Source organism: Sphingomonas sp., assembly GCF_029239295.1.
Taxonomy (GTDB): domain Bacteria; phylum Pseudomonadota; class Alphaproteobacteria; order Sphingomonadales; family Sphingomonadaceae; genus Sphingomonas.
Window position 1 is genome coordinate 19279 of sequence record NZ_JAQZBC010000016.1, and the last position, 24171, is coordinate 43449.

The following is a 24171-nucleotide window of genomic DNA, read 5'->3' on the forward strand; positions in this document are numbered from 1 at the left end:
GTTCTTCTCCAGTGTCGCGCCGCTATACCGTCCGGCGATGACGGCTCAAATCCCTCGAATTTTGCCCTTTGGTGATGCGGCGATCACCGAGGCGGCGGCGCTGATCCGCGCTGGCGGGATCGTCGCCGTGCCGACGGAAACGGTATATGGGCTCGCCGCCGACGCAACCAATGCCGACGCGGTCGCGCGGATCTATGCCGCCAAGGGCCGGCCCAGCTTCAACCCGCTGATCGTCCACCTGCCCGATCGCGCGGCGGCGGAGCGGATCGCGCTGTTCGACGGATCTGCGCGTGCGCTGGCGGATCGCTGGTGGCCCGGCCCACTCACCCTCGTCCTGCCGCTGCGCCCGGATGCGGGGATCGCCGGCCTGGTCACCGCCGGCCTCGACACCATCGCGCTCCGGGTACCCGCCCACCGCGCGATGCAGGCGCTGCTGCGCGCTTCCGCCCGCCCGCTCGCCGCTCCGTCAGCCAATGCCAGCAACGCGATCAGCCCGACCCGCGCCGAACACGTCGCCGCCAGCCTCGGCAACCGCGTGCCGCTGATCCTGGACGACGGGCCGACGACCGCCGGCCTCGAATCCACCATCGTGGGTTTCGGCGTCGGAAACGGCGCGATCCTGCGCCCCGGCCCGATCACCGCCGAACAGCTCGGCCTGTCAGCCGCCGCCCCCAGCGCGAACGTCACCGCCCCGGGCCAGCTCGCCACCCATTATGCGCCCGCCAAGCCGCTGCGCCTCAACGCGACCCAGCGTGACGGCGACGAATGGCTGATCGGTTTCGGTGAGATCGCAGGCGACGACACGCTGTCCGCCACCGGCGATCCCGTAGAGGCCGCCGCGCGCCTGTTCGATGCGCTTCACCGCGCCGACGCCGTCGCGCCCCCGCGCATCGCCATCGCCTCCGTGCCCGACAGCGGCATCGGCGCGGCGATCAACGATCGCCTGCGCCGCGCCGCGCATCGCTAATCGCGCTGATCAGGCGGTGACGGTCGCCGCCTTCGAGCGCGCCGCGAAGCTCTTGCGCAGCTTCTGCAGCTTGGGCGGGATCACCGCCATGCAATAGGGGTTCCGCTGCCCCTCGCCGTTCCAATATTCCTGGTGGTAATCCTCGGCCGGATACCATTCATCGGCATATTCGACCGTGGTGACGATCGGCTTGTCATGGTCGGCCTGCGCCCGGGCGATCGCCTGGTTCGCCTGCTCCTCCTGCATCACCGTCATCGGGAAGATGGCCGAGCGATACTGCGTGCCCACGTCATTGCCCTGGCGGTTGAGCTGCGTCGGATCATGCGTCGCGAAGAAGATGTCGAGCAGGTCGCCATAGCTGATCTGCTGCGGATCGAAGCCGACCCGGATCGCTTCGGCATGGCCGGTATCGCCGTTGCACACCTGCTTGTACGTCGGGTTGGGCACGGTGCCGCCGATATAGCCGCTCTCGACGCTTTCCACGCCGATCACGTCCTTGAACACGGCCTCGGTGCACCAGAAGCAGCCACCGGCAAGCGTCGCATATTCGGTCATGGATGCAGTCTCCTTTGCGGCCAATGTAGGAAGCCGCTAGGTCCCGCGCAAAGAGGGAGATCGACATGGCGCTTGGCGGCGAGACTTTGGGCGGCAAGGTGATGGTGACGGGCGGTGCCGGCTATATCGGCAGCCACGCGGTGCTCGCGCTGCTCGATGCCGGCCATGACGTGGTGGTGATCGACAATCTCGTCACCGGATTCGACTGGGCGATCGATCCGCGCGCGGCCTTCGTCAACATCGCAGTCGAGAATCCGGGCGTGCGCGACGTGATCCGTCAGCACAACGTCCGCGCGATCATGCATTTCGCCGGCTCGGTCGTGGTGCCGGAATCGGTCGAGAACCCGCTCAAATATTACCGCAACAACACCGCCGCCACGCGCAGCCTGATCGAAAGCGCGGTGGCGGAGGGCGTCCCGCACTTCATCTTCTCCTCCACCGCCGCGACCTACGGCAACCCGACCAGGGTGCCGATCACGGAGGCCGATCCGCAAGCGCCGATCAACCCCTATGGCATGTCGAAGCTGATGACTGAGGCGATGCTGCGCGATGTCGCTGCGGTGCATCCGATGAACTATGGCGCGCTGCGCTATTTCAACGTCGCGGGCGCCGATCCGCAATCGCGCAGCGGCCAGTCCACCGTCGGCGCCACCCACCTCATCAAGATCGCGGTCGAGGCGGCGACCGGCAAGCGCGCCGCGGTTGGCGTTTTCGGCACCGATTTCGCCACCCGCGACGGCACCGGCGTGCGCGATTACATCCACGTGTCCGATCTCGCCGACGCGCATGTCGCCGCGCTGAAGCAGCTGATCGCCGCGCCGACCGAAAGCTTCACCTTCAACTGCGGCTATGGCCGCGGCTTCTCGGTCCTCGAAGTGCTCGACGCGGTCGACCGCGTCACCAACATGACGATCGAGCGCCGCATCGAGGGCCGCCGCGCCGGCGATCCCGCCGAACTCGTGGCAGACAACGGCGCGATCCTCGCCGCGCTCGATTGGCAGCCCAGGCGCGCCGATCTCGACGGCATCGTGCGCGATGCGCTCGCCTGGGAACGCAAGCTTGCGGAGATGGGTAAATGAAGTTGCGATCGCTCCTGTTCGTCCCCGGCGACCGGCCGGAACGCTTCCCCAAGGCGGTCGCAACCGGCGCCGACGCGCTGATCCTCGACCTCGAGGATGCCGTCGCCCCGGATCGCAAGCCCGAGGCGCGCGCCGCCGTCCGCGCCTGGATCGAGGCGCCGCGCGACGACGGCCCGGCCATCTTCGTGCGCATCAACCCGATCGACAGTGACGAGGTCGCCGCCGATCTGGAGGCGCTCGCCGGCCTCGCGCTCGACGGCGTCGTCCTGCCCAAGGCGGAGGGCGCGTCCTCCGTCGCCACGCTCACCGATCGCCTGCCCGGCGATTACGCGATCCTCCCCGTCGCCAGCGAGACGGCGGCGGCGGTGTTCCAGCTCGGCACCTTCGGCAGCGTCGCCGGCCGGCTCGCCGGCATCACCTGGGGTGCGGAGGATCTCCCCGCCGCGATCGGCGCGACCAGCGCGCGCGAGGAGGACGGCAGCTACACCGATCCCTATCGCGTCGTCCGCGCGCTCACCCTCTTCGGTGCCCACGCCGCCGGCGTCCCCGCGATCGAAACGGTCTACCCCGATTTCCGCAACCTCGACGGCCTCGCCGCCTACGCCGCGCGTGGCCGCCGCGACGGCTTCACCGGGATGCTCGCGATCCACCCCACCCAGGTCGCCGTCATCAACCAGGCCTTCACCCCCAGCGAGGCCGAACTCGCCCACGCCCGCGCCGTCATCGCCGCGTTCGAGGCGAATCCCGGCGCCGGCGCGCTGCAACTCGACGGCAAGATGATCGACGCCCCGCACCTGAAAAGCGCGCGGCGACTGCTCGCGCTGGTGGGCTAGCCACCGGCGCGCGGCGGTCAGTACATGTGCTGGCCGCCGTTGATGCTCAGCGTCGATCCCGTGACGAACCCGCTGTCCTCGGAACAGAGAAAGACGACCCCGCGCGCAATCTCCTGCGCCTTGCCCAGCCGCCCGACCGGGATCTTGGCGACGATCTTGTCCAGCACGTCGGCCGGCACAGCTGCCACCATGTCGGTGTCGATATAGCCAGGCGCGATCGCGTTGACGGTCACGCCGACGCGCGCAGCCTCCTGTGCCAGCGCCTTGGTGAACCCATGGATCCCGCTCTTCGCCGCGGCATAGTTCACCTGGCCATATTGCCCGGCCTGGCCGTTGATCGATCCGATGTTGACGATCCGGCCCCATTGCCGCTCGCGCATCCCCGGAAACACGGCCTTGGCCATGTTGAAGCAACCGCCCAAGTTGGTGTCCATGACCTCCTTCCACATTTGGTAGGTCATCTTCATCAACGTGCCGTCGCGGGTGATCCCGGCATTGTTGACCAGCACGTCGACCGGGCCGAGCTCCGCCTCAACCTGCGCCACCCCGGCAAGGCAAGCGTCATGGTCGCCGACGTCCCATCGATAGGCGCGGATGCCGGTACGCTCGGCGAAGTCCGCCGCGCGCGCGTCGTCGCTGGCGTAATTGGCGGCGACGGTCAGCCCCGTGTCGCGCAGCGCGACGCTGATGGCTTCTCCGATCCCCCGCGTGCCGCCCGTGACAATCGCAACCCGGCCCATCAACGCCCTCCCTCGTTCGCAGTGACGGCAAACGCTAGGAGACGGGCAACCAGCCTTCAAGCTCGCGGCGGATCAGCGTTCGTAACAAATCAAGTCCGACCGGGCTGTCGTTCAGGCACGGCAGATAGGCAAAGTCGGTGCCGCCCGCCTCGATGAACGTCTCGCGCCCGCGGATCGCCAGTTCCTCCAGCGTTTCCAGGCAATCGGCGGAGAAGCCCGGCGCGACGATCGCGACCTTGCGGATGCCGCGCTCGGGCAGGCCGGCCAGCACCACATCGGTTGCCGGCTCCAGCCAACGTGCCCGGCCGAAACGTGACTGGAAGGTGATCGTCACCTCACGCCCCAGCGCCTCGCCCAGCAGCCGCGCGGTCTTCTGGCACTGGCAATGATAGGGGTCGCCCAGTCGCAGCGTGCGCTCGGGCATCCCGTGGAAACTGGCGAGCAGCGCGTCGGGCGTGAAGGGCAATGCGGCGATCTGCTCGCGCACTGACGTGGCCAGCGCGCCAATATAGGCGGGGTCATCGTGATACGGCGGCAGCGTGCGGATCGCCGGCTGCCAGCGCATTTGCGCGAGCTTGGCAAAGGCCTTGTCGTTCGCCGTCGCCGTCGTCGCGCCCGAATATTGCGGGTACAGCGGCGCCAGCAGGATGCGGTCGCACCCTGCATCCTTCAGCGCCTGAATCCGGTCGCCGATCGCGGGACGGCCGTAGCGCATGGCATAATCCACCGTCACGTGCGGACCAAAGTCATCGACCAGCGCCAGCGCCTGCGCGCGGGTGATCGCGGCGAGCGGCGATCCATCCTCGCGCCACACCTGCTGATAGGCATGCGCCGATTTCTTCGGCCGGGTGGTCAGCACCGCCCCGCGCAGGATTGGTTGCCAGATCAGCCGCGGGATCTCCACGACGCGCCGGTCGGACAGGAACTCCGCGAGATAGCGGCGCACCGCCGGCGGGTCGGGCGCGTCGGGCGTGCCGAGGTTGATCAGCAGCACACCGATCCGGCGCGGCGCTATCGGGGGATGATCGGGGGGCGGGGTCATGATGCTCCAAACGGCAGGGTGCGCGGGCGGTTGCCGGCGCCGGCGGCCAGCGCATTGGCGATGGCGGGTGCGACCGCCACGACACCCAGATCGCTGACCCCGCCCGGATCGCTCCGACTGGGGATCAGTTCGACGGTGATCTCCGGCGTGTCGGCCAGTCGCGGCAGCCGCAGGTCGCCCAGCGTACAGGTGTCGGCCAGCCCCGCGGTGAAGCGGGGCGCGCGCCCGGTGGCCAGCGCCAGCCCTAGCAAAATGCCACCTTCCACCTGCTGGCGGACGATATCGGGGTTGATCGCGCGGCCGCAATCCACCGCAGCGACGATCCGGTCGACCTTCACGCCGCCGCTGCCGTCATGCTGCGCCTCTGCCAGCAACGCGATGCGGCTGCCGGCCATGGCGTGGCAGGCGAGCCCCTGCCCGCTGCCGGCGCGCCCGCCGTCCCATTCGCCCAGCGCCGCGGCGGTGCTGAGGCACCGTGCCAGTTGCGGATCATGGCCCAGCATCCCGATCCGGTAGGACATCGGTTCGGTGCCGCTGCGATGCGCCAGTTCGTCGATGAAGCATTCGGTGAAGAACGCATTGGCGCGGTCCGCCCCACCACGCAGGTGACCCACGGTCAGCGGAATATCGGCTGGGTGGTGAAGGATCGACGCTGCCGGAAACCGATAGGGCGGCAGCGCGCCGGCCATTGCATAACCGTCAGCCTGCTCGGGCAGGAACATCGTCGATCGCGCCAGCGCATCATGGCCGATCAAGCGACGGGCCAGCGCGGCGCCTGTCGCTGGCGTGGCGATCCGCGCCTGCCAGTCGAGGATCCGCCCGTCACTCGCCAGCCGCGCCGCCATGCGCGCCCGTGCCGGTGCGCCGAAGCGGTCGTGCAACGTCGCCTCGCGCCGGGTCCAGACCAGTTGCACCGGCCGCCGCAGCGTTGCGGCCAGGATCGCCGCCTGCTCCACCGCCTCATGATCGAGCGCGCGGCCGAACGATCCGCCGATCATCATCGGGTGGATGGTGACGGCCTGTTCCGGCACCCCGATGGCGCGCGCCGCTGCGGCACGGGCGAGGCCGGGTGCCTGCGTCGGCGCCCATAGCTCCAGCCGGTCGCTGTGCCACCACGCCGTCGCGCACGGCGTCTCCAGCGAGGCATGGACGCCCGGGCCGATGACGTAGCTGGCGCGCGCCACATCGCCGCTCAGCGTGTCCGCCGCCTCGCCCTGTCGCACAAACGCCAGGCCGGCCCGGTCGAACGCCGCCTCCAGCCCCGCATCGATCGTCGATGTCTCGGCCAGTGTCCCGCGCGTCTCGAACCGCGGGCGAAGCGCCGCGAGGCCCTGGATCGCGGCCCAGCTGGTGTTGGCGATGACGGCTACCCAATGCGGGTTCTCGACCACCCCGGTCACGCCCCGCACGCGATCGGCGGCCTGCTTGTCGACCCGGACCAGCCGGCTGCGGCCCGTCCCACCCGCCTCTCCGCCGGCAGGCCCCTGCGCAATCGTGGCAAAGACCATGTCGGGCAGCCGAACGTCGGCGGTGAAATTGACCGACCCGTCCACCTTAGCCGGCGCGTCGAGCCGTGGCAGCGACTGGCCCGTCAGCCGCCCTTCGTCGCCAAAGCGCAGCGGCAGTTCCTCTGGCAGGTCAAACGCCGCCGCCGCCGCGGCCAGATCGCCGAAGCGAAGCCGCTGCTTGCCGTTGACCACCAACCCGTCTGCGGTGTCGCATTGCTCCCAGTCGACGCCCCAGCGCGCCGCCGCCGCCTTCGCCAGCAACACCCGCGCCGCCGCCCCTGCCTCGCGCAGCGGCGCCTCGAACATCCGGACGGAGGTCGATCCCCCCGTCAGCACCAGCCCGGATCGTATCCAATGTTCGCGCCGGACCGCGTCGGGCACATGCGACAGCCCACCACTAAACAGCGCGGCCGCCGCCATCGGATTGGCATAGGTCGGCCCCGGCAGCGCCGCCTCAACCCCGATGGTTCGCCAGTCGGCGCCCAATTCGTCCGCCACGATCTGCGGCAGCGTGGTGTACACGCCTTGGCCATGCTCGGCCTGCGGGACCGCGATGGTGATCCGGCCGTTTTGCGCGATCTTCAGCCAGGCGCCGATCGCGGTCTCGTTGCGCTCGGGCGCGAGGTCGACGGCATAGTCGCGCGGCCACACCGCCCAGGCCAGCGCCAGTCCGGCTCCAGCGCCTCCGGTCACCAGCAGGGATCGCCGCGAAATCATCGCCGGTCTGTAGCGCGCGCCAACCGCCCCGTCATCGGCTGCGTCACCCACCTGCACCATTGGGTAGCCGGCCCCAGATGTTGCGTATTCCTGGGGCGGAGGGGGCAGCGCTTCCGCCGCCCCACCGGCCTAGTCGACGGTCACCGCCAGAACATAGCCTTCCATCCGCTGGCGGATCAGCTTCTTGTCGATCTTCCCCGTCGCGCCCAGCGGGATCTCGTCGACGAAGACGACGTCGTCGGGCATCCACCATTTGGCGATCTTCCCTTCCAGGAAAGCGAGCAGGTCGTCGCCGGTCGCTTCTTCGCCGGGATTGAGCTGGCACAGCAGGATCGGGCGCTCGTCCCATTTCGGGTGTGCCACCCCGATCACCGCCGCGATCGCGACGGAGGGGTGGCCGACCGCGATATTCTCGATCTCGATCGAGCTGATCCATTCGCCGCCCGATTTCACCACATCCTTGGCCCGGTCGGTGATCTGCATATAGCCGCGCCCGTCGATCGTCGCGACGTCACCGGTGTCGAAATAGCCCTCGCCATCCAGGATCTCGCCGCCCTCGCCGCCGAAATAGGACGATACGATCGTCGGCCCCTTGATCTTGAGGTGGCCGAAGGTCTCGCCGTCGTGCGGCAGCGGGTTGCCGTCATCGTCGGTCAGCTTGAACTTCAGCCCGCACATCAGACGGCCCTGCTTGATCTTGTGCGCGACCTGCGCGTCGTCATCCATCGCCGCTACCTCGGCAGAGGGGGTGGACAGCGTCGCCAGCGGCGATGTCTCGGTCATCCCCCAGCCTTGCGTAACTTCCACGCCGAATTCATCGCGGAAGGCGCGGACGAGCGCCTCGGGCACGGCCGACCCGCCGATGGTCACGCGCTGGAGCGAATCGATCCGCCGCCCCGATGTACGCAGATACTGGAGCAGCCCCTGCCACACGGTCGGCACTGCCGCCGAATAGGTGACGCCCTCGGCCTCGATCAGGTCGCAGATCGATTCGCCATCCATCCGCGGCCCCGGCAGCACCAGCTTCGCACCGACGGCGGGGGCGGAATAGACCACGCCCCACGCATTGGCATGGTACATCGGCACCACCAGCAGCACCGTGTCACGCGCCGACAGCGCGAGCGCATCGGCCTGCAGCGTCAGCATGGTGTGCAGATAATTGGAACGGTGCGAATACAGCACGCCCTTGGGATTACCGGTCGTGCCGCTGGTGTAGCAGAGGCCGCAGGCGAGGTTTTCGTCGAACCCGCCCCAGGCATATTCCGCCGGCTCGCCTGCGATCCAATCGTCGAACGCGGTGGCGGCATAATCGGTCGCCGGCATCGAGGCTGCGTCGCACAGGAAGATCACCCGCTCGATCGACGGCGCCTGCGGCAGCAACTGCGCAACAAGATCGGCGCAGTTCGGATCGGCCAGCAGGATGCGATCACCGGCGTGGTTGGCGATATAGACGATCTGCTCCAGGAACAGCCGCGGGTTCAGCGTGTGGAGCACCGCGCCCATGTTCGTCGCGCCATACCAGGCGGCGAGATGGCGATGGCTGTTCCACCCCATCGTCGCGACGCGGTCACCCTGGCGGATGCCGGCGCGCGCCAGCGCCGCGGACACTTGCTTTGCGATGTCGCGGACGCCGGCATAATCGCTGCGCGTGACGAGGCCAGCGGCATCGCGCGACACGACTTCGCGCGTCGGCTGCCAGGTGGCCGCATGGTCGAGGAAGGTATCGACGGTCAGTTGCCCCGACTGCATCAGCCCCAGCATCAGTTTCTCCTAATATGTTTTTGACCCCGGCAGTGGGATGCGCGGGGCGCCGTTCGGTCGGCATTATGGTGGCGAGAGAAGAAGAAGCGGCGCGGCTGGTCAAGCACTGACTGCCGCCCCTTCATGCGCCGCGTCAGGCAATGCGGCGAATGAACGGTCGCGCGCGCTGTCCCACCCGGGAAGATCCCCCGGCCGGCCCCGGCGTACGGCGGGGAAACACTTGGGGTCAGGCGCCCTGCGCAGCTTTCCAGTCACGCTTCACCTTCTTCGCGAGGCTCCATTTGTGAACCTCCGTGGGGCCGTCATAGATGCGGAAGGCGCGGACCTCGCGGAACACCTGCTCGACGATCGTGTCGCCGCTGACGCCGGTCGCGCCCATCACCTGGACGCAGCGATCGGCGATACGCATCAGCGCCTCCGACACCGCGACTTTCGCCATCGAGCTTTCGACCGTGCCCAGCACGCCGGTGTCGAGCACGTCGGCGCACCAGTCGATCATCAGTTCGGCCTGCTTCAGGTCGATCAGGTTTTCCGCCAGCATGAAGCCGACGCCCTCATGGTCGACCAGCGGCTTGCCGAAGGCGTGGCGGCGGTTGGCGTAATCGGTCGCGATCTCGTGCGCGCGGGCGCAGGCGCCATGCCAGCGCATGCAATGGGTCAGCCGCGCCGGCGCAAGCCGGACCTGCGCCAGCTTGAAGCCGTCGCCGGGGTCGCCCAGCATCTGGTCGGCCGGCACGCGCAGATTGTCGATCGTCACCACCGAATGGCCGCCCGGCATCGAGCTGTCGATCGTGTCGAGCACGCGTTCGATGCGAATGGCGGGATCGGGCAGGTCGACGAGGAACATCGACGCGCCCTCATCAGCCTTGGCCATCACGATGCCGACCTTCGCCCCATCCGCGCCGGTGATGAAGGTCTTGCGGCCGTTGATGACCCAATGGTTGCCGTCGCGCACCGCCGTGGTGCGCATCATCGACGGGTCGGACCCTGCGCCGCCGCCGCCCTCGCCGTCCATTGCGGGTTCGGTCATGAAGAAGGCACTGCGCGCCTCGCCGCTGACCAGTGGCTTCAGGAAGCGTTCCTTCAGCTCCGGGCTCGCTTTCTGGCCGAGGAGGTACATGTTGCCCTCGTCCGGCGCCATCACGTTGACCGCGAGCGGCCCCAGCGGCGACAGGCCGGAGGCGCGCAGCACGTCCGCCGTTTCGCGGTGGGTCAAATGACCGCCATCGGGCAGGATGTGCGGCGTGAGAACGCCCGCCTCGCGCGCCAGCCCGCGCATTTCCTGCACGAGTTCGTCCGACGGCCCATGCGAACCGCAGCGCGGATCGCGCTCATAGGGGACGATCCGCTCGCGCACGAACGCCTCGACCCTGGCGGCGATCTCCTGGCCTTTGTTCATCCCCATTCCCGCATGATTGTTGTCAGATGAGGGGGCTAATGTCGTGTTTCGTTTCGTGTCGCCAGTCTTATCACCGCCCCCTCGGCGTCTAGAAACCAGCGGTAGGTCGCCTCAATCCCCTCGCGAAGCGCGATGCTGGGTTGCCATCCCAGGCCCCGAAGCATCCCCGAATCCATCAGCTTGCGCGGCGTCCCGTCCGGCTTTGTTTCGTCGCGAGCGATCGTGCCGGTAAAACCGACCGCGTCCGCCACCATCTTGGCCAGTTCGTGGATCGTCACGTCCTCGCCAAAACCGACGTTGATCGGGCCGTCGCCTGAATATTCCCGCATCAGGAACACACAGGCATCCGCCAGATCATCGACGTGCAGGAATTCGCGCCGCGGCGTGCCGCTGCCCCAGATCTCCATCGTCGCCGCGCCCTGCCCCCGCGCCTCATGTGCCTTGCGGATCAGCGCCGGCAGCACGTGGCTTGATTGCAGGTCGAAATTGTCGCCCGGCCCGTACAGGTTGGCAGGCATGGCGGAGATGAAGTCGCAGCCATGCTGCCGCCGATACGCCTGCGCCAGCTTGATCCCGGCGATCTTGGCGATCGCATACCATTCGTTGGTCGGCTCCAGCGCCCCGGTCAGCAGCGCGTCCTCGCGGATCGGCTGGGGCGCCAGCCGGGGGTAAATGCAGGAGGAGCCAAGGAACAGCAGCTTCTCCACGCCGCTGCGATACGCCGCGTCGATGACGTTCGCGGCGATCATCAGATTGTCGTGGAGAAAATCGGCGGGATGATGATCGTTGGCCAGGATCCCGCCCACCTTCGCGGCGGCGACGAAGACCGCGTCGGGGCGGTTCACCCGGAACCATGCGCGCACGGCTGCCTGATCCTTCAGGTCCAGGTCGGCGCGACCGATGGTCAGGATGGTGCAATGCTCCCCGCGGAGCCGACGCACCAGCGCGGAACCGACCATGCCGCGATGCCCGGCGACGAACACGCGCTTGCCCGCCAGCTCATACCGCGCGCCGATCATGCCGCTGGGCCCGTCGTGTTCCGTGCCGCGCGCATGTCATGCGCCCCGGGCGATCGGGGCGGTCTCCATCTCCTCCAGATCCGCGAGCACCATTTCGCGCGCGAGGTCACGCACCGGCGTCTCGTGCGTCCAGCCCAGCTTTTGCTTCGCCTTGCGCGGGTCGCCGATCAGCAGGTCGACTTCGGTCGGGCGGAAATAGAGCGGGTCAACTTCCACCCGGCAATCGCCGCTGCGCTCGCAATAGCCCTTCTCGGCCACGCCCTCACCGTCCCAGCGCAATGTGATCCCGACATCGGCGAACGCCCATTCGACGAACCGGCGCACCGGCGTCGTCTCGCCCGTCGCCAGTACATAATCGTCGGGCTCGTCCTGCTGCAGCATCATCCACATGCCGCGGACATATTCGCGCGCATGGCCCCAGTCGCGCCGGGCATCGAGGTTCCCCAGGTACAGCCGCTCCTGCCGCCCCAGCCTGATCGCGGCGGCCGCGCGGGTAATCTTGCGGGTGACGAATGTTTCGCCGCGTAGCGGGCTTTCGTGGTTGAACAGGATGCCGTTCGACGCATGCATCCTATAGGCCTCGCGATAGTTCACCACGATCCAATAGCCGTACAATTTGGCGACGCCGTAGGGGGATCGCGGATAGAAAGGCGTGGTTTCGCGCTGCGGCACTTCCTGCACTAGGCCGTAGAGCTCCGACGTTGATGCCTGGTAGAACCGTGTGGTCTTCTCCATCCCCAGGATGCGGATCGCCTCCAGCAGCCGCAGCGTGCCCAGCGCATCTGCGTTGGCGGTATATTCCGGGGATTCGAAGCTCACCTGCACATGGCTTTGCGCGGCCAGATTGTAGATTTCGCTCGGGCGCACCTGCTGCACCAGCCTGATCAGATTGGTCGCATCAGTGAGGTCGCCATAATGAAGGTGAAAGCGCTGATCCTGTTCGTGGGGATCCTGATAGATGTGTTCGATCCGCCCCGTGTTGAACGAAGACGATCGTCGCTTCACGCCATGGACGTGATAGCCCTTCGCCAGCAGCAACTCTGACAGATACGCCCCGTCCTGCCCCGTCACTCCGGTGATCAGCGCCACCTCGCGTTCCGACATCCTGTTTCCCCGCCCCGTTAACCCTGAGGCTAGGTGGCACATCGGCGCCCGGCAAGCCGGCTCCGCAGGTATTCGGCCGATCGGCCTGTCGCATTTTGACGCGCTGCGGCGCATGTTAATCCGGGTCGGCGGCGCTATTGCGCCCAGCGACTTGCGCGTAATCGGCTAAGCCACTCAACCAGCATCGTTTCATTCGCTTGCTGATCGACGCAGTCGATCAGCGAGAGCGAAGATAAACGATTTGATCACTCGCTGCGGCGCACTATCTGGGGGGAGCATTCACCCAAGGAGTTACGCATGTCGCTTATCGGCACGACCATCAAGCCGTTCGAGACCCAGGCCTATAAGGATGGCAAGTTCATCACCGTCACCGACGCGGACACGCGCGGCAAGTGGGCGGTGTTCTTCTTCTATCCGGCCGATTTCACCTTCGTGTGCCCGACCGAGCTGGAGGACCTCGCCGACCATTACGAGACGTTCCAGAAGATGGGCGTCGAGATCTACTCGGTGTCCACCGACACGCACTTCAGCCACAAGGCATGGCACGATACCTCGCCGGCGATCGGCAAGATCAAGTTCACCATGCTGGGCGACCAGAACCACACGATCTCGAACAATTTCGACATCCTGCGCGCTGGTCAGGGCCTGGCCGATCGCGGCACCTTCGTCGTTGATCCGGATGGCGTGATCCAGCTGATGGAAGTCACCAGCGAGGGCGTCGGCCGCAACGCGGTCGAGCTGCTGCGCAAGATCAAGGCGGCGCAGTACATTGCGGCGCACCCGGGTGAGGTTTGCCCGGCGAAGTGGGAAGAGGGTGAAACCACGCTCGCCCCGTCGCTCGACCTCGTCGGCAAGATCTGAGCCCACGCGCAACGATCCTGGACGGGGCAGCGTAACCGCCCCGTCCAGCCACGCCGTCATGCCGGGCCCGTCCCGGCATCCACCACCCCGCAGGCGCGCCCCCGCGCCCGGTAAGCGGGACAAGGATGGGCCCCGGCCACCCGGCCGGGGCGACGACGTTCCCTCACCTGCCCTCATGCCAGCGGTGCGGCGCAACTCCCCCCGCGTCTCCCCCTGTCCCCGATGCGGGGCCGCACCGCTGACATGACGGCAGCCACCAATCACAGGAGGGCTCTTGATGCTCGACCAGAATCTGAAGACCCAGCTCAAGGGGTATCTTGCCAACATCCGCCAGCCGATCGAGCTGGTCGCATCCGCGAACGACAGCACCAAGTCGCGCGAGATGCTGGAACTGCTGGATGAAATCGCCGCGCTGTCTGATCAGGTCAGCGTGGTGGGCGCCGACGACGATCAGCGTCGCCCCTCGTTCCTGATCCGCCGCGTCGGCACCGACATCGGGGTGCGCTTCGCCGGCGTGCCGATGGGGCATGAATTCACCTCGCTCGTCCTCGCCCTGCTCCAGGTCGGCGGCCACCCGCCGAAGCTGTCGCAGGAGGTGATCGAACAGGTCCAGGCGCTCGACGGCGACTATCAGTTCGAAAGCTATTTCTCGCTCACCTGCCAGAATTGCCCCGACGTGGTTCAGGCGCTGAACCTCATGAGCGTGCTCAATCCGCGCATCCGCCACGTCGCGATCGAAGGTGGCGCGTTCCAGGACGAGGTCGAGGCGCGACAGATCATGTCGGTGCCGGCGATCTTCCTCAACGGACAGCCGTTCGCGCAGGGCCGCATGGACGTGGAGCAGATCCTCGCCAAGCTCGATACCGGCGCCGTCGCGCGCACCGCGGAGAAGATCTCGGCCAAGGAGCCGTTCGAGGTGCTGGTGGTCGGCGGCGGTCCCGCTGGCGCGGCCGCGGCGATCTATGCCGCGCGCAAGGGCATCCGCACCGGCATCGCGACCGAGCGGTTCGGCGGGCAGGTGCTCGACACCATGTCGATCGAGAATTTCATCTCGGTCCCGCACACCGAGGGCCCCAAGCTGGTGGCCCAGCTCGAACAGCATGTCGGCGACTATGACGTCGATGTGATGAACTTGCAGAAGGCGGCGAAGCTGGTCCCGGCCAGCCAGGAAGGCGGCCTCCACGAAGTGACGCTGGAAAGCGGCGCGACGCTGAAGGCGCGGACCGTGATCCTGTCCACCGGCGCGCGCTGGCGCCAGATGAACGTGCCGGGCGAGGACGCCTACCGCAACAAGGGCGTGACCTATTGCCCGCACTGCGATGGCCCCTTGTTCAAGGGCAAGCGTGTCGCCGTGATCGGCGGCGGCAATTCGGGCGTCGAGGCGGCGATCGACCTTGCCGGCATCGTTGCGCACGTCACGCTGATCGAATTCGATCGCGAGCTGCGCGCCGACGCGGTGCTTCAGCGCAAGCTCGCCAGCCTGCCGAACGTGAAGGTCATCACCTCCGCGCTCACCACCGAGGTGAAGGGTGACGGCAGCAAGGTGACGTCGCTCACCTACAAGGATCGCAACAACGATACGCTGCACGAGATCGAACTGGAGGGCATCTTCGTCCAGATCGGCCTCGTCCCGAACACCGAATGGCTGAAGGATGCGGTCGCGCTGTCGAACCGCGGCGAGATCGAGATCGACCATCGCGGCGAAACCTCGCGGCCGGGCATCTTTGCCGCGGGTGACTGCACGACCGTGCCGTACAAGCAGATCGTGATTGCCATGGGCGAAGGCTCGAAGGCGTCGCTGTCCGCGTTCGATTATCTCATCCGCCTGCCGGCCGACCTCGCCGAGGCGGCCTGAACCTGCCGCCCCGGCGCTGCGATCGGCGCCGGGGCGCACCGCTTTCCCGCATTTGTCTTAAGCTCGCCGCAATCCTCATGCGATAGGCGGCGCCGGACGACGCCGGACAAGGGAAGCGGAGTATATGGCCTATCTCGTCACCGGCGCGGCCGGGTTCATCGGTGCCGCGGTCGCGCGGCGGCTGCTGGATCGCGGCGAGCAGGTCGTCGGCATCGACAACCTCAACGATTATTACGACGTCCAGCTGAAGCGCGATCGGCTGGCGACGCTCGCTGGCGCTGCCTTCACCTTTGCCGAAGTCGATATCGCCGACAATGCGGCGCTCACCGCCGCGCTCGCGCCGCACCGGATCACCCACATCATCCATCTCGCGGCACAACCTGGCGTGCGCTACTCGATCACCAATCCCCACGCCTATGTGCAGTCCAACGTGGTGGGCCAGCTCAACCTGCTGGAATATGCCCGCGGCCTGGATGGTCTTGTCTCGATTAGCTACGCCTCGTCCAGCTCGGTATACGGCGGCAATACCAAGCTGCCGTTCGCGGAAGACGACCGGGTCGATACGCCCGTCTCGCTTTATGCCGCGACCAAGAAGGCGGACGAGCTGATGGGCCATGTCTATGCCCATCTCTATCGCCTGCCCCTCACCGGCCTGCGCTTCTTCACCGTCTACGGCCCATGGAGCCGCCCCGACATGGCGACGTGGCTGTTCGCCGACGCGATCCTGAACGGCCGGCCGATCCGCGTCTTCAACCATGGTGACATGAGCCGCGACTTCACCTTCATCGACGACATCGTCTCAGGCGTGATCGCAGTGACCGACAGCCCGCCGATCGATGATGGCAGCATCCCGCCGCACCGCGTCTACAATATCGGCAACAACAAGCCCGAACCGCTGCTGCGCATGATCGACGTGCTGGAGGATGCGCTCGGCATCAAGGCGGTGCGCAGCCTGGAGCCGATGCAGCCCGGCGACGTCCCCGCCACCTACGCTGACATCACCGCGATCCAGCGCGATCACGGCTTTGCCCCCGCCACTCCGATCGAGGTCGGCATCCCCCGCTTCGTCGACTGGTTTAAAAGCTACCACAAGATCGCCTGACCCCTCCCCCGAACCTCCGGCGTCATTCCCGCGCGGGCGGGCTCGATAACCGCGGCCGTTGCGGCTCCTGCGCCGACACCCGCCGCTGTCCTACATCTGCCCAGCCGATTATGTTCCCTTTCTGTTCCCACGCAGGAGAGGACCATGATCGACGATCTCATCGACGCAGTGATCGACCGCGAAGGCGGCTACACTCATCACCCGGCGGACCGCGGCGGCGCGACTCGCTGGGGCATTACCGAGGCGGTGGCGCGCGCCAACGGCTATGCCGGCGACATGCGCCATTTCGCGCGCGAGGCCGCCGCCGCCATCTACCGCCGTATCTATTGGCAGCGCCCGCGGATCGACGATGTCGCGACGCGCGCGCCGCTGATCGCGGCGGAATTGTTCGACACCGGCGTCAACATGGGGCCGTCGGTCGCGATCGGCTTCTTTCAGCGCGCGCTGAACGCGCTCAATCGCGGCGCGCGCGATTATCCCGACGTGCTGATCGACGGGCGCATCGGCCCGCAGACGCTGGGTGCGCTCGACGGCTTCCTCGCGACGCGCGGGGCGGCCGGTGAAACCGTGCTGCTCAAGGCACTCGAGGCGCTGCAGGGCGAACGCTACCTCACCCTCGCCGAACGGCGGCCCGCGAACGAGGCGTTCCTCTACGGCTGGCTCGCCAACCGCCTCGCCTGAAGGAGAAGGCTCATGGCATTGCTCGACACGATCATCGGCCCGGTCGCCGGGCTTCTCGACAAGATCATCCCAGATCCCAAGGCGCGCGAGGCGGCGAAGCGCGAACTGCTGCGGCTTGAGGGGTCGCAGGAACTCGACGGGATCAAGACGCAGATGGCCGCCGTGCTGGCGGAGGCGGAATCGCCCGATCCCTGGACCAGCCGGGCGCGCCCGAGCTTCCTTTATGTCATGTATGTGCTGCTGCTCTGGTCGATCCCGATGGGGATCATCGCCGCGGTCAGCCCGGCGACGGCGCGGGTGATCGCCGGCGGGATGAACACCTATCTCGCCGGCATTCCGGAGCCGCTCTACGCGCTCTTCGGCACCGGCTACCTCGGCTACACCGTGGCGCGTGAATGGGGGAAGGCGCAGGGGCGGTAGAATGGGGGCGCGAAACTTCCCGGCCGGCAGACTTTATGCGCGCATGCACAAGGTTCGAGAAGTTTCACCCCCGGGATCGTCGCGGTCGCCGCTCTCGGGGGTCTGTTCCACGCCGGCCATCCACCCTACATCGCGCGCCATGAGTGAACATAGCAGCATGCCCGTGTGGCACGGCACGACGATCCTGTCGGTGCGCCGCGGCGGGAAGGTGGTCGTCGCGGGCGACGGCCAGGTATCGATGGGCCAGACGGTGATGAAGCCGAACGCGCGCAAGGTCCGCACGCTCGGTCCGGAGGGCAAGGTGATCGCCGGCTTCGCTGGCGCCACTGCCGACGCCTTCACCCTCTTTGAACGGCTGGAGGCAAAGCTGGAACGCCACCAGGGGCATCTGATGCGCGCGGCGGTGGAACTGGCCAAGGACTGGCGCACGGACAAATATCTGCGCAATCTGGAGGCGATGATGATCGTCGCCGATCGCGACGTAACGCTGATCCTGACCGGCAACGGCGACGTGCTGGAACCCGAGGCGGGCATTGCCGCGATCGGGTCGGGCGGCAATTTCGCGCTCGCCGCTGCGCGTGCGCTGGTCGACTATGAAAAGGACGCCGAGACGATCTGTCGCAAGGCGATGGCGATCGCGGCAGAGGTTTGCGTCTACACCAATGACCGGCTGGTGGTGGAAACGCTCGACAGCGCGACGTAATCCGCGCCGACCGTGATTGCGACGGATTGCGCTGGAGCAGCGGCTAAGCGCTTGTCTTCCGACGCGCGTCCGTCCAATCACGGCGCCCATGACCCTCCGCACCCTCACCGTCGGGCGCTTGCTGGCGGCCGGCGTCGCCGCGCTTTCGCTCGTCGCCTGCTCGCAGGGCGATGCCCGCCCCAAGACCGCATCGTCCAAGGCTCCGGCCAAGCCCTATTCGCGCGATCCCTACCCCTCCACCTACCGCGCCTATCCGGGCGTGCCGACGGTGGTGCGCAACGTCACGATCTTCGATGGCGAGGGCGGCCGGATCGACAACGGCCAGGTGCTGTTCGCCGATGGCAAGATCGTCGCGGTCGGCCAGTCGGTCGATGCGCCGGCCAACGCACAGGTGATCGACGGCACCGGCAAGTGGGTGACCCCGGGGATCATCGACATTCACAGCCATCTCGGCGATTACCCGACCCCCAGCGTCCAGGCGCACAGCGACGGAAACGAGGCGACCAGCCCGATCACCGCGGATGTCTGGGCCGAACACAGCGTCTGGCCGCAGGACCCGGGCTTCAGCCGCGCGCTCGCCAATGGCGGCGTCACCACGCTGCAGATCCTGCCCGGCTCGGCGAACCTCATGGGCGGCCGCTCGGTCACGCTCAAGAACGTCTATTCGCGCACCATGCAGGGGATGAAGTTCCCCGGCGCGCCCTACGGCCTGAAGATGGCGTGCGGCGAAAACCCGAAGCGCGTCTACGGCTCCAAGAACCGCCAGCCCTCCACCCGCATGGGCAATATCGCGGTCGACCGAGCAACTTGGGCCAAGGCGCAGGACTATCGCCGCAAGTGGGACAAATATGAGGCCGACGGCGGTGAGCCGCCCGCGCGCGACATTGCGATGGATACGTTGCGCGGCGTGCTGGCGGGCGAGATCCTGATCCAGAACCATTGCTACCGCGCCGACGAAATGGCGATCGTCGAGGATATGGCGAAGGAGTTCGGCTACAAGGTCACCGCCTTCCACCACGCGGTCGAGGCGTACAAGATCGCTGACCTCCTGAAGGCGAACGGCACCTGCGCCGCCGTCTGGGCCGATTGGTACGGCTTCAAGATGGAAAGCTATGACGGGATTGGCGAAAATCTCGCCATCCTCGAAAATGCCGGCACCTGCGCGATGATCCACTCGGATGACGAAAACGGCATCCAGCGGCTGAACCAGGAAGTCGCCAAGGTGCTCGCCTCGGGCCGCCGCGTAGGCATCAACATCGCGCCGGAGGTGGCGTGGAAGTGGCTGTCGCTCAATCCCGCCAAGGCGATGGGCATTGCCGACCGGACCGGCAGCCTCGTCCCCGGCAAGATGGCCGATGTCGTGCTGTGGAACGGCGATCCGTACAGCGTCTATACCCGCCCGGAAAAGGTGTGGATCGACGGCGCGCTGCTGTTCGATGCCAATGATCCCAAGCGTCGCCCGGTAAGCGACTTCGAGCTTGGCCAGCCCGGTTCGGGAGACGTCAAGTGAAGCGCGCTTTCCTCCTCCTCGCCACCATGCTGGCGAGCCCAGTCGCCGCGCAGACGGTCGCGATCACCAATGCGACGATTGCGGTCGGCGATGGCAGCGCGCCGGTCGAAGGCGGCACGGTCGTGTTCCAGAACGGGCGCATCGTCGCGGCCGGCTCCGGCGTCGCCGTGCCTGCCGGCGCGCAAGTGATCGACGGCAGCGGCAAATGGGTCGCCCCCGGCTTCGTCGCTGGCTTCAGCGATCTCGGCATCAGCGATGCGGGCGGCGTGCGCGAAAGCAATGACACGGGCGCGCGCACCGCGCCGTTCAACGCCGCGATCGACATTTCTACCTCGATCAACCCGGCCGAGGTGAAGATCGCCAACGAGCGATTGGGCGGCGTCACGCGCGCGCTGGTCGCGCCGGAGGCGTCGAACTCGATCTTCGCCGGCCAGGGCGCGGTGATCGATCTCGGCAATGATCCCAATGCCGTAACGCGCCCGCGCGCCTTCCAGTTCGTCGAGCTGGGCGAAGCGGGCGGGCGTCTCGCCGGCGGCAGCCGCCCGGCGGCCTATGCCGCGCTGCGCGACGCGCTGGCGCAGGCGGAGGATTTTCGCCGCAACCCCGCCGCCTTCGGTGGCCGCGAAAAGGATTCGATGGTCAAGCGCGGCGACGCCCAGGCGCTGCTGCGTGTGCTCGACGGCACCGTTCCGCTCGTCGTCCATGTCGAGCGGGCGAGCGACATCCTCACCGTCCTCGCGCTCCCGCGTGACTATCCCAAGCTGAAGCTGGTGCTGACCGGCGTCACCGAGGGGTGGATGGTCGCGCGCGAGATCGCCGCCGCCCGCGTCCCCGTTATCGCCGCCGCGCTCGCCGATCTGCCTGCGCAGTTCGAATCGCTTGGCGCGACCGAATCCAACGTCGGCCGCATGCGCGCCGCCGGCGTCCAGGTCGCGCTCGCCTCTACCGGCAACAGCGGCGGGGAGCACAATCTGCGCCAATATGCCGGCAATCTCGTCGCGATCACGCGCGTGCCTGGCCACACAGGGCTGACGTGGGGTGAGGCGCTCGCCGCGATCACCTCCGGCCCGGCCGCCGCGCTCGGCATGGACAATGAGATCGGCTCGCTGCGTGCCGGCCGCCGCGCCGACGTCGTGCTGTGGGACGGCGATCCGCTGGAGATTGCCTCCGCCCCCACCGCGGTGTGGATCGACGGCCAGCCCCAACCGATGCGCTCGCGCCAGTCGCAGCTGCGCGATCGCTATCTGGTGCCGACCGAAGGCGCACTGCCCAAGGCCTATGAGCGCTGAGCAGCAGGTGAGCGGCGGTGGCTGACATGATCGAGACCGGAAGCGCGGGCGCAAAGGGCGCCGGCGCATGATGGCGGAAGTTGGCCTCGCCGCTCTGTGGTTCGCCGCGGCGCTCGCGGCGATGCAATTGCTGCTCGCCGCGCTGGCGGTGAAGCGTGGCGACGACACGCTCGCCGCCGCGGTCCGCCCCGTTGCGATCGTTCAGGGCGGGCTGTCGCTGCTCGCCATGGCGGCGTTGATCGGGGTGTTCCTCAAATCGGACATGTCGGTCGCGCTGGTCGTGGCCAACAGCCACTCGGCCAAGCCGTGGCTTTACAAGTTCGCCGGCGCCTGGGGGAACCATGAGGGCTCGATGCTCCTGTGGGTCACCATCCTCGGGCTGGCCGGCGCGGCGGTCGCCGCGCTCGAACGCCGCCTTGCCGAACGCACGCTCACCGCGACGCTCGGCGCGCAGGCGCTGATCGCGCTCGGCTTCTACGCCTTCCTGCTCTTCGCCTCGAACCCCTTCGCGCGGCTCGTCAATCCGCCTGCGGACGGCCAGGGGCTCAACCCGTTGCTGCAGGACCCCGGCCTCGCCTTCCACCCGCCGACGCTCTACGCCGGCTATGTCGGCCTGTCGGTCGCCTTCTCCTTCGCCGTCGGCGCGCTGGTCACCCGCGATGTCGGCCCCACCTTCGCCCGTGCGATGCGCCCCTGGGTGCTCGCCGCCTGGGTATTCCTGACGATCGGCATCACCGCCGGCAGCTATTGGGCCTATTATGAGCTCGGCTGGGGCGGCTGGTGGTTCTGGGATCCGGTGGAGAACGCCTCGTTGATGCCCTGGCTCGCCGCGACTGCCCTGCTCCACTCGGTCAGCGTGCTCGCCACGCGCGATGGCCTGCGCGCGTGGACGGTGATGCTGGCAGTGGTCGCTTTCTCCATGTCGATGCTCGGCACCTTCCTGGTCCGCTCGGGCATCCTCACCAGCGTCCATGCCTTTGCCGTCGATCCCGAACGCGGCCTCTTCATCCTGGTGCTGCTGTCGCTCTACATCGGCGGCGCGCTGGTGCTGTTCGCCACCCGCATCGGCGTGGTGCGCGCGGGCAATACCTTCGAACTGCTGAGCCGCGAAGGCAGCCTGGTGGCCAACAACCTCCTCCTCTCGGTGATCCTCGGCATCGTCCTGATCGGCACCTTCTACCCGATCGTCGCCGGCGCCATGGGTACGCAATTGTCGGTCGGCCCGCCCTTCTTCGAAAAAGCGGCGGGGCCGATCGCGCTGATCCTGGTGGCGGTCATGGCCGCGGGGCCGCTGCTGCGCTGGCGCAAGGATGATGCACAGGCGCTGGTGCAGCGGATGACTTGGCCGATCGCCGCCACCGTCTTCACCGCCGCCGCGCTGGTCGTGTTCGGCGGCGGCATCGGCATCATGCCGCTCATCGCCATCGCGCTTGCTGCGGGCCTCGCGGTCGCCAGCGTCGCACCGCTGTTCGGCCGCAACCTGCGCCGCACGCCCTTGTTCGTCTACGGCATGGTGGTGGCCCATCTCGGCATCGCGGTCAGCCTCGTCGGCATGGCCGCGTCGTCGGCCTATACCAGGGAAACGCTGGTCGCCGCCGGCATCGGCGAGCCCGCGCGCGTCGGCCCCTATCGTGTCACACTGCGCGGCATCCGCCCGGTGATCGGCGACAATTGGACCGCGCTGGAGGCACGGCTCGAAGTGCAGCGCGGCGATCGCCCAATCCGCTTCCTCGCGCCGCAATCGCGCTATTTCTCCAGTCCGCCGACCACCACCAATGAAAGCGCGATCCTCACCAGCGCGGATGGCCAGCTCTACACCGTCATCGGCCAGCCCGACGGTGCCGGGCGCTGGCAGCTGCGGCTGTGGTGGAAACCGTGGGTGACGCTGATCTGGTACGGCGGCGCACTGATCGCGCTGGGCGGCGCGCTCTCGATCCTCGGCCATTGGCTGCGCGATCGCCGGCAGAAGAAGCGCGCGGATGAAGCGGCGGAGGCGCTCGCCTGGGCATGAAGCGCTGGCTCCTCTGGCTGCCCCTGGTCGTGTTCGTCGTCCTCGCCGGCTTCGCCGTGCGTGAGCTTCGCCGGCCGAGCGACCGCACCGTCTATTCGGCGATGGTGGGCAAGCCGGTGCCCGACATCACCCTGCCACCGATCGTCCCGGGCAAGCCCGGCGTCGCGCCCGCCGATCTGCGGACCGGCCAGCCGCGCCTCCTCAACATTTTCGCCAGCTGGTGCGTGCCGTGCATCGCGGAGGCGCCGCAGCTGATGAAGCTGAAGGCGATGGGCATTCCGATCGACGCCGTCGCGATCCGCGACACCGGCCCCGCTATCGCCACCTTCCTCGCCCGCCACGGCGATCCCTACCAGCGGATCGGCGACGATCGCGACAGCCAGGTGCAGCTCTCGCTCGGCTCCTCCGGCGTGCCCGAAACCTTCGTGATCGATGGCAAGGGCGTGGTGGTGAAGCAGCATGTCGGCGACATCCGCGACGATGACGTGGCCGCGCTGGCCGAGGCATGGCGCAACGCACGGTGAGCGCGCTTCTGCCCCGCATCATCGCCGCCCTCGTGCTGGCGATCGCCGCCCCCGCCGCCGCACAGACGCGCCCGCCCGCCGATTACGCCAACGTCCAGCTGCGCGACCCTGCCAAGGAGGCGGAGGCGAAGGCGCTGATGGAAACGCTTCGCTGCCTCGTCTGCCAAGGCCAGTCGATCGCGGATAGCGACGCCGACATGGCCGGTGACATGCGCAGCCTGGTGCGCCAGCGCATTGCCGCGGGCGACAATCCCGCTGAGGTCCGCGAATGGCTGATCGCGCGCTACGGCGATTACGTCACCTATGATCCGCCGATGAGCGCGGTGACGCTGCCGCTCTGGCTCACCCCGATCGCCCTGCTCGCGATCGGCATCTGGATCGCGCGATCCAGCTTTCGCCGGCGCCGACGCCGACACAAGTGAAAGTAGCGAAATAGGACTGGATTTGTCCGCCGCCGCCGCATAGCCTCTTCCACAACAAAAGTTATGGAG

The 24171-nt window shown here is 67.6% G+C and carries 22 protein-coding genes; 14 read left to right on the forward strand and 8 right to left on the reverse strand.

Annotated elements, in window-relative coordinates; all coding sequences use genetic code 11:
• The first annotated feature begins 37 nt into the window (after positions 1 to 37).
• On the forward strand, positions 38 to 967 hold the full coding sequence (locus tag K0S66_RS13965; RefSeq protein WP_301076083.1) for an L-threonylcarbamoyladenylate synthase: 930 nt from the start codon (positions 38 to 40) through the stop codon (positions 965 to 967).
• Positions 968 to 976: 9 nt separating this feature from the next.
• On the opposite strand, the gene msrA is transcribed toward K0S66_RS13965, so the two are convergent.
• The gene (msrA, locus tag K0S66_RS13970) at positions 977 to 1522 is read right to left on the reverse strand and encodes a peptide-methionine (S)-S-oxide reductase MsrA (protein ID WP_301076084.1); all 546 of its coding nucleotides are present in this window, start codon (positions 1520 to 1522) and stop codon (positions 977 to 979) included.
• Positions 1523 to 1587: 65 nt separating this feature from the next.
• Between msrA and galE the strand changes: the two genes are divergently transcribed.
• Positions 1588 to 2601, forward strand: coding sequence for a UDP-glucose 4-epimerase GalE (gene galE / locus K0S66_RS13975; protein ID WP_301076085.1), 1014 nt, complete (start codon positions 1588 to 1590; stop codon positions 2599 to 2601).
• The gene (locus K0S66_RS13980; RefSeq protein ID WP_301076086.1) at positions 2598 to 3434 is read left to right on the forward strand and encodes a CoA ester lyase; all 837 of its coding nucleotides are present in this window, start codon (positions 2598 to 2600) and stop codon (positions 3432 to 3434) included. Before galE ends, K0S66_RS13980 begins: the two co-directional genes overlap by 4 nt.
• 17 nt (positions 3435 to 3451) lie before the next feature.
• On the opposite strand, the gene phbB is transcribed toward K0S66_RS13980, so the two are convergent.
• The 7 genes from phbB to gmd form a co-directional block, all read right to left on the reverse strand.
• Positions 3452 to 4174 (reverse strand): acetoacetyl-CoA reductase, encoded by a 723-nt coding sequence (phbB, locus tag K0S66_RS13985; RefSeq protein ID WP_301076087.1) that lies wholly within the window; start codon positions 4172 to 4174, stop codon positions 3452 to 3454.
• Between the two features lie 34 nt (positions 4175 to 4208).
• Positions 4209 to 5216, reverse strand: a complete 1008-nt coding sequence (hemH, locus tag K0S66_RS13990) for a ferrochelatase (RefSeq protein WP_301076088.1) — start codon at positions 5214 to 5216, stop codon at positions 4209 to 4211.
• The gene (locus tag K0S66_RS13995) at positions 5213 to 7441 is read right to left on the reverse strand and encodes a molybdopterin cofactor-binding domain-containing protein (RefSeq protein ID WP_301076089.1); all 2229 of its coding nucleotides are present in this window, start codon (positions 7439 to 7441) and stop codon (positions 5213 to 5215) included. The genes hemH and K0S66_RS13995 overlap by 4 nt, the downstream gene beginning before the upstream one ends.
• Before the next feature lie 129 nt (positions 7442 to 7570).
• On the reverse strand, positions 7571 to 9202 hold the full coding sequence (locus K0S66_RS14000; protein ID WP_301076090.1) for a long-chain-fatty-acid--CoA ligase: 1632 nt from the start codon (positions 9200 to 9202) through the stop codon (positions 7571 to 7573).
• A 226-nt stretch (positions 9203 to 9428) separates the two neighbouring features.
• On the reverse strand, positions 9429 to 10601 hold the full coding sequence (locus K0S66_RS14005; RefSeq protein WP_301076134.1) for an acyl-CoA dehydrogenase family protein: 1173 nt from the start codon (positions 10599 to 10601) through the stop codon (positions 9429 to 9431).
• A 35-nt stretch (positions 10602 to 10636) separates the two neighbouring features.
• Positions 10637 to 11620, reverse strand: coding sequence for a GDP-L-fucose synthase (locus K0S66_RS14010; protein ID WP_301076091.1), 984 nt, complete (start codon positions 11618 to 11620; stop codon positions 10637 to 10639).
• Positions 11621 to 11656: 36 nt separating this feature from the next.
• Positions 11657 to 12724 carry a GDP-mannose 4,6-dehydratase gene (gmd, locus tag K0S66_RS14015; protein WP_301076092.1) on the reverse strand — a complete coding sequence of 356 codons (1068 nt, stop codon included), beginning with the start codon at positions 12722 to 12724 and terminating at the stop codon, positions 11657 to 11659.
• A 297-nt stretch (positions 12725 to 13021) separates the two neighbouring features.
• Between gmd and ahpC the strand changes: the two genes are divergently transcribed.
• The 11 genes from ahpC to K0S66_RS14070 all read left to right on the forward strand — a co-directional run bounded on the left by ahpC (position 13022) and on the right by K0S66_RS14070 (position 24102).
• Positions 13022 to 13585, forward strand: coding sequence for an alkyl hydroperoxide reductase subunit C (gene ahpC / locus K0S66_RS14020; protein ID WP_301076093.1), 564 nt, complete (start codon positions 13022 to 13024; stop codon positions 13583 to 13585).
• Between the two features lie 277 nt (positions 13586 to 13862).
• Positions 13863 to 15440, forward strand: a complete 1578-nt coding sequence (ahpF, locus tag K0S66_RS14025; RefSeq protein WP_301076094.1) for an alkyl hydroperoxide reductase subunit F — start codon at positions 13863 to 13865, stop codon at positions 15438 to 15440.
• 124 nt (positions 15441 to 15564) lie between these two features.
• Positions 15565 to 16542: an NAD-dependent epimerase/dehydratase family protein gene (locus K0S66_RS14030; protein WP_301076095.1), complete on the forward strand. Its 978-nt coding sequence runs from the start codon at positions 15565 to 15567 to the stop codon at positions 16540 to 16542.
• 144 nt (positions 16543 to 16686) lie between these two features.
• Entirely contained in the window at positions 16687 to 17223 is a 537-nt protein-coding gene (locus tag K0S66_RS14035; protein WP_301076096.1) for a glycosyl hydrolase 108 family protein, read from the forward strand.
• Positions 17224 to 17235: 12 nt separating this feature from the next.
• Positions 17236 to 17643, forward strand: a complete 408-nt coding sequence (locus K0S66_RS14040; RefSeq protein WP_301076097.1) for a holin family protein — start codon at positions 17236 to 17238, stop codon at positions 17641 to 17643.
• A gap of 139 nt (positions 17644 to 17782) precedes the next feature.
• The gene (hslV, locus tag K0S66_RS14045; RefSeq protein WP_301076098.1) at positions 17783 to 18346 is read left to right on the forward strand and encodes an ATP-dependent protease subunit HslV; all 564 of its coding nucleotides are present in this window, start codon (positions 17783 to 17785) and stop codon (positions 18344 to 18346) included.
• An 88-nt stretch (positions 18347 to 18434) separates the two neighbouring features.
• Positions 18435 to 19856 carry an amidohydrolase gene (locus tag K0S66_RS14050; protein WP_301076099.1) on the forward strand — a complete coding sequence of 474 codons (1422 nt, stop codon included), beginning with the start codon at positions 18435 to 18437 and terminating at the stop codon, positions 19854 to 19856.
• On the forward strand, positions 19853 to 21145 hold the full coding sequence (locus K0S66_RS14055; protein WP_301076100.1) for an amidohydrolase family protein: 1293 nt from the start codon (positions 19853 to 19855) through the stop codon (positions 21143 to 21145). The genes K0S66_RS14050 and K0S66_RS14055 overlap by 4 nt, the downstream gene beginning before the upstream one ends.
• 67 nt (positions 21146 to 21212) lie before the next feature.
• Entirely contained in the window at positions 21213 to 23156 is a 1944-nt protein-coding gene (locus K0S66_RS14060) for a heme lyase CcmF/NrfE family subunit (RefSeq protein ID WP_301076101.1), read from the forward strand.
• A complete protein-coding gene (locus K0S66_RS14065; RefSeq protein ID WP_301076102.1) occupies positions 23153 to 23680 on the forward strand; it encodes a redoxin family protein in 528 nt (175 codons plus the stop codon). The genes K0S66_RS14060 and K0S66_RS14065 overlap by 4 nt, the downstream gene beginning before the upstream one ends.
• Entirely contained in the window at positions 23677 to 24102 is a 426-nt protein-coding gene (locus tag K0S66_RS14070; RefSeq protein WP_301076103.1) for a cytochrome c-type biogenesis protein, read from the forward strand. The genes K0S66_RS14065 and K0S66_RS14070 overlap by 4 nt, the downstream gene beginning before the upstream one ends.
• The last annotated feature ends 69 nt before the right edge of the window (positions 24103 to 24171 follow it).